Origin of the sequence: Escherichia sp. E2586, assembly GCF_005781105.1 — a bacterium.
Classification (GTDB): domain Bacteria; phylum Pseudomonadota; class Gammaproteobacteria; order Enterobacterales; family Enterobacteriaceae; genus Escherichia.
Genome location: NZ_VATN01000042.1, coordinates 1 through 6,971, shown reverse-complemented (window position 1 = coordinate 6,971; position 6,971 = coordinate 1). Strand labels below are relative to the sequence as shown.

The 6,971-nt window shown below is 49.2% G+C and carries 1 protein-coding gene and 1 pseudogene; one reads left to right on the top strand and one right to left on the bottom strand.

Annotation, left to right across the window (positions count from 1 at the left end; translation table 11 throughout):
- Nucleotides 1-156: 156 nt before the first annotated feature.
- Nucleotides 157-4,590, bottom strand: a pseudogene (locus FEK50_RS23480) (autotransporter outer membrane beta-barrel domain-containing protein); the annotation flags it as partial.
- A gap of 398 nt (nt 4,591-4,988) precedes the next feature.
- Here FEK50_RS23480 and FEK50_RS23475 point away from each other — a divergent pair.
- Nucleotides 4,989-6,971, top strand: a 1,983-nt coding sequence (locus tag FEK50_RS23475) for a hypothetical protein (protein ID WP_131162646.1), incomplete at its 3' end; no start/stop codon positions are given.

Sequence of the window (6,971 nt, the reverse complement as noted above, 5' to 3'; positions counted from 1 at the left end):
ACACAAATCTATGTACAGGCTCCTTCCCGTTTTCTGACAGAGTGCGTTTTGTTCATGCCGGATGCGGCGTAAACGCCTTATCCGGCCATAAAATCGCGCAAATTCAATATATTGCTTTGATATGTAGGCCTGATAAGCGTAGCGCATCAGGCAATGTTAGCGCCAACTGTACTTAATCCCCAGCATTCCTTGAGTGTTGCTATAGCCTTTGTCACCTGTTTGTACACCAACGTTGCCCCAGATGCTCAGATTAGCATTCACTTTACCTTCCACCCCGGTGCGGATTTCGCCCAGATTACGCACGCCGTCACGACTGATGCTTACGCCATCCATCTTCACACCAAAGGTTTCGGTATTGTGGATCCAGTTTACTTCCACGAATGGCTGCAACTCACGCTGCTTACTATCATCCATTTTGTGATGACTGTTCAGGTACGTTCTCACACCCAGACGCATCTGGATGTTACCATCGCCCTGAGTTTCAATACGGGTCCCATCGTTGCGGTTGTGCGCATTGTCCTTCACGCCCATCCAGGTAACCTGTGCCTGCGGCTGGATATACCAGGTGTTCAGCGTGCTCCGACTGCCGGAAAACTCTCCGGATTTCAGGGTATAACCCGCTTCCAGTGAGGCAGTCAGTCCTTTCGAACTGTAACTGTCGCTGGCGCGGTTATCTGCTGCCACACTGTTATTAAACCAGTTGTACAACATCCCGCTATCGACATACGCCCCGGTTTTATCCGCCTCATTCTGGTTCCAGGTTCCGTACAGCCCGGCGCTGTAACCGTTGATACGTCCGTCAGAGCCGTAACCGGCGCGGTCGCTGCGGGTATTGCTGCGCGCGTTTGCATAACCTCCCATCACCCCCAAATGCCAGCGGTCGGTGCCGTCGGTACTCCACTGTGTGATATCACCCCCCAGTTGCAGCACATAACGGTTGCTCTGCGTTTTCAACTGACCGTCACCGACAACAGAACGTTCATGACCGCCGACATGGCGCATCCACATGCTGGCTGCCAGTCCGTCCTCTTTTAGCGCGTCGGTGTAGTGCGGTTCACCAAGACGATCGTGCAGACGGTGGTTAAACAGCGTGTTCGCGACTGAAATATTGCTGATATAACTACCCGCTTCCGGGCGCAGCGCGTCTGGTGCCATCGGATCCACTACCGGTGGTTTGACCGGAGCCTCCGGTACAACGGGTCGAACAGGTAAAACGGGACCTTTCCACTTACTGGTGAGATACCAGTTTTGCGCCGCACTGTCAGTGCCTTTCGCCAACGTATAAACATAAGCGCCAGCTTCCACAGTGCCGGTGGTCAGGGCGAAGTGACCGGTAGAGCTGCCGTCAACATGAACCAGTTCAATACCGTTGTCAGTCTGTTTACCCACGCCCCCGACATTATGCACCGCAACCCTGGTGTTACCGACCGTATCGCCGTGAACAATGAGCTTGTCGGTTTGAGAATCGTCGCCCCCCAGTTCCGTGTTCATCACAATCAGACCGTCATTGCCAGTGTAGTTGCCCGCCACGGTCAGGGTTTTGAAATCATTATCGTTAGGTGCGGAAATCGAGATCGTTCCGGCACTGCTCAGATCGTTGACCTTTGAAGCAGCTGTCATGTTCCAGCGGCTGGCAGCATCAATATCGACATTCGCCGGGTCGATCCATCCGGTCAGTTGTGCGCCGTTTTGCAGAGTCAGTCGGCTGCCGTTATTACCAATAATATTGCTGGTCAGTTGCGCGCCACCGTTGGCACCATCAAAGACAAGCTCCCCCGCATTAATCTCAGTATCTGTGATCCAGGCCGTCTGTCCCGCCAGCGTCAGGCTGCCATCACCGTTCTTGATGAAGCGGCCGCCAGCTACATTGCCATCGATGATGTCACCGTCAAAACGCGAATTATCACTGTCCGTGGCGTTAACGGCGATCAGCGATGCGCCGTTCAGCATCACAACGCCACCGCTGCCGCTCAGGCGGTTAGCCTGCTGATTGTTGCCGTTCAGATCGAGTACACCACCGTTGACGATAATATCGCTACTGCTGTTCAGTGTGTCGGCGATAGCGGTCCGCAGTGTGCCTTCATTAACAGTCGTGCTACCGGTATAGCCGTTGATGGCGGAGAATATCAGCGTACCGCCACCAGTTTTGCTGAGGCTTTTGCCGTCCCAGCCGAAACCATACGCGGTGGAGTTCAGATTATCTTGCAGTGCGTCTCCCAGGGTAAAGCTGTGACTGTCCGTTACGTTGAACGTACCGTGAGCACTGGAGTCTTCGGTGTTTAACCAGACCAGACCAAACTGCGCAATAACATTTTTGCTGTCGTCATCTTTCTTCGCCCATCCGATCAGAAAATGGTCTGTATCGACATAATCCTGCAAAGCCTGTCCTGCGACGGTATAGCTGAAATCGCCGCTAATCCCGTTCCGGGTGCGGATAAGGATATACAGATTCTCATCAGAAACAGGGGCATAGCCGGAGATATCCAGCGTATTGTTCCCGGTAAGCTGGAGAGTATCGGCGCTCAGTGCCGGGTCACTGGCAATATCAACCTGCGCGGTTACACCGCTGCCAAAATTTGCGTCCGCAGCGACAATCAGCGTTTCACCGGCATCAACTTTCAGCGTACCGCCAGACATATCCAACCGGTTAGCGCCTACGGAATTAGCAATCTGCAGCTCACCACTGCCTGATTTATTCAGCGTCTGGACGTTTTCCAGCGTACCGGCAATCATGGCGCGATCGGTGATCGACAGGTTTTCGCCGCTGTTGCCCATCGTCATTAACGCGTTATGTTGGATATCCAGTGAACTGAAACTCTGCGCCATGTTCTGCGCGTTCAGTGTTCCTTCTTTGACATTGAATCCACCTGTGTTGAGGAACTGATTGGCGTTAGCCGTAGATAAGGTTCCCGTGCCGATCTTTTCCAGTTTGCCAGGGCCGGACAGGACTCCGCCGAGTGTCAGTTTATCGGCTCCGTCGGTTTCAATCGCTACCGTGTCACCTGCTGCAGTACCAATCAGCCGACTACCGGCATTCAGATTCAATTTGCTGTCGCCATTGCTCTTAATCAGCGAGCCATCGGCGAAATTCATGGTGCCGGATGAAAGCACATTCACGGTATTCGCCGCCGTGCTGGTTGACAATAAAGTGGCACCGTCCCGCAATGTAAACCGCGTGCTGCTGGTGTTTATGCCATACTGAGCATTGTCTTTCAGTTCCAGGACACCACCATAAACGGTGGTATTGGCATAAATCCGCGATTGCGTATTTTGAGAACCAGGTGTGAAATCTTCGCCACTAAAAGTCACTTTCCCATCGGTAGCATCGCTGCCGTTGGTGGTATTAATTCCAACAATGACATTTATTGCCACGCCAGTGGAGTTGAAACTGGTTATCGGATCACGAAACAGAATCTGACGCCCAGCGTCAGCAGCAATATTCAACACACCATTCGGCTGGCGGATATTAATCGCATTGGCAACCGCATATGTCATATTGGGCGTTAAGAGATTTCCGACCCCGGTGAAATTATTATAGAACTGAATATCGCTATTTTTCGCATGTAGCAGACTCGTGCCGGTAAAATTCGCGCTGTTGCCGATAAGAATAGCGCCTGCATACTGGCCATTGGAATAGTTTCCATGCACTTTCATACCATCGATACCGTTCGTCTCCATCACCAGTCCGGTCTGTGCAACGATAGCTCCCGCAGTATCCCTGACAGCCCGGTTACCATAGATATCGGCATTACCATACAACTGCACACTTCCGTCAGAAAATAATCCGCCACCCGAACTTATTGCGCTGTTATTACCGATAATAATGGAGGCGTCTGTACCACTGAAAATCAAATTGCCCGAGTCATGTAACCGAATAACACCGCCGGCAATAGCGTGATTGACATTATTGGTCAGCGTTACGTTGCCTTCAAATATAATGTTGGCGTTAGTGGTATCTATCGCGGGGTCATAGGAGTAGGCGCTGTTATTGTCAAAAACAACAGTACCGTTCGCACCACGGAAAAGCACATCTGAATTTGAGATGATAAGGCCACGATAGCCATTATTGGCACGGTTATCGACAAAACGGAGCTGACTGCCATTGCCGAGTTCATACACAATTCCCGAAGCAGTCCCGGAATTATAAACAGCTCCCCCTGTGGAGTTGCTTATTGTCATATCAATACCGTCCAGCAGCTTAATCACTGCTCTTCGAGTTCCACTCAGACTAATTAAGTTAACGGCATTACCGGTGGCATTAAACAACCAACTGTCTGTCCCCAGTGGCGTATTGCGGTCAACAATAAGCGTTGCCGGAGAAGAGCTCGTACCATTAAAAATGAGATCACTTAAACGCGTTGTCTGATTTGCGCCAGTGCCATAGATTTGTGACAGATAGACGCTCTCTCCCGGCAGAATCGACACCGTTGCGGCGAGCGACGAAGTAACACAGTTTAGTGTCAATACGAAAACAACCAGCGTCATCGCAAAGCCGGCCAGCATACGACGTCCGGTTCGTTTTCCCCGACTCTTTGCAAACTCCGATACCGCGACCCAGACGCCAGTAGATTCGTTACGGACAACATTGAATACGTTGTTCATGTTATACATCCTTTAATTAAATGAACCACTCCATCTGGTACATTATTTCTATAACATTTTACTTAAGGACTACAGATTTCTTTTATAAATAAAAGAAGTAATATTCTTATTTGTAGAGATAGATATCTTAAAAATCAAACCGCAAAAGCTCACTGATGAAATAATGCAATGCTCAGATAGACAAGAAACTAACGGTTAATGTAACAGTACCTGCATAATTATAAAAACATAATCTCTTTATAAGTACTTGTTTTAATAAAGGTGCGGTATTAATTACCCACATCATCAATTGGTGTCATAACGGTAAGCCGCAACAGATGGTGTACGGTTATTATTTTATAGCATCATACTAAGTGTGAGCAATGAACAAAGCACAGGATAATACAATGTCACCTAAAGTAATTAATACCACGTACAAAAAGATAGAGAAAGATGGGCTGACTATGACTATAAGTCAACGGAAAGGCCCAGTCTGCGCAACCCTCTATTCACCGGATGGAAGTAATCTTAAGAATAACCACATTTATTATCTGATTAAAATTTTTGACGCTGAAAATAATCCAATAAAAAAAAGCCCCTTCAAATATCATGTTGATGTGGTCACCAAAAATGACTGGTCCACACTTGATACTCATCCAATACTCAAAATATCCTATGAGGGTGACGCAAAGAAATTACAACAGGATAGTTATGGCTTTTATAATACAGAAACAGATCAGAATGGAGAATTTTTATTTGGTATTTTGCCCTTCCTTACTCTGAACAACGCAGAAACTCTGATAGAAAAAACAATGGTACCTTATGTACAAAGTATAACTCTTACCTTTTATCTTGGTGATATCAGTACCGATCTTGTCGTTGAAACTCCATATAATTTAGATTTACGCACATATGACGCAGTAGACATGGTTGTCAATAGTACTGGTGATTTCCGTGATTTAACTGATACAGTCACATTAATTCCTGGCGGGAATATATGTTGTAATCGTAAAGTATGTTTTTGTTTTAGCGGGGAACTGGAATGTGAAGTAGCCTCCTCCATAGAGGGGGTAGCTATTATGGATGTGGATAAAAATAATCAGGTAACGATGCCCTTTACAGAAGAGGAAATTGCCAATCGTGAAGTCTGGGCATATGCAAGTTTTGCATGGTGTGCGATGTCCCCACTGCGCATCCGCGAAGCCAATTCATCCCGGCTGCTGCATATCAGCCCGCAAAACAACTGCAATATTTTTCCCGGACAGACGCTATATGCCACGTTTCAGTATCAACTGAAAGCCGGTGAACATTTTTCCGGAACCGAGTGTCCCTTTGCATTAAACCGGGGGAATTTTTATCCTCCTGAAATCTCCTGGTGGCAGGACGGCAATACCTTATATGGCGGCTGCTTACTGACTGTGGATGACAGCCTGATGAAAGGTGACCGCCTGTCGTGGACGGTTTCCTGCTGCCTTGATAATAGTGGAATCCCGGTTACCTCTGAAACCGTGACCTGGAATGTAGCCTGGGATGCCGATATTGATGTTGACGTCACTTTTGCTGCCGATACACCGGTGTTAATTGATTACAGCAATGACAGCACGCGACCGTTATTCTCACGTCCTGCTATGGCCTGGCGGCTGACCGTGCCGGGACTAAGAAACACCCAGGCCTGTTTTTACCCCCTCGTGACCCGCATTACCGAAGATGCCATCATCAGCGATGCATCGTTCAGTGAAATTGTCCCCTGTGCGACAGACAGAACCAGTGGGGATTATTTTTACGTCATGCTGGACGACCTGGGGAGCGCCGTCATTAACGTGCAGCCCCGGGAAAACCGCACGCTGCTTACCGCGTTCAGCGCCGGGATTTATGGCGTCGGGACGATGGTCAACACCGCGAACTTTTTTATCAACAGTGCCTGGGAGGCCGCGACGGCGCCAGCTGTCAGCGTGGCAGAAGGGCAGAACCCTCAGGCGCGCCCCGGTGATGACAGCTATGGCTTGGCGACATTCCCGCTGCTTTCGAACTGGGAGGCGGTGAAGGAGCACGACCTGCTGGGCGGCGCGGTGTATCTATTTGCCGGAAAAGAGATACAGAAAAAGAACCACTACACGCCGCTGACGTTACTGGGAAAAACGCAGATCCCGCTTAAAGCCAGTGGTGGCGCGCCCGATATCGCCCTGTATTTTACCGAATCTAATTTCGAGGCCGGAAAGACCTATTACATCCATGCCTGTCTTGTCGAAAATGCCTATCTGCACAAGGGGGTGAATTATCTCCGTCTGCAGGAAATCAAATTTGAAATTCCGCAGGACCAGCCTGCCGCACCGGACGGGGTGAAGCGGACCTATCGTGCACCGGAATTCGTCTGTAAAGACGGCGCGGTT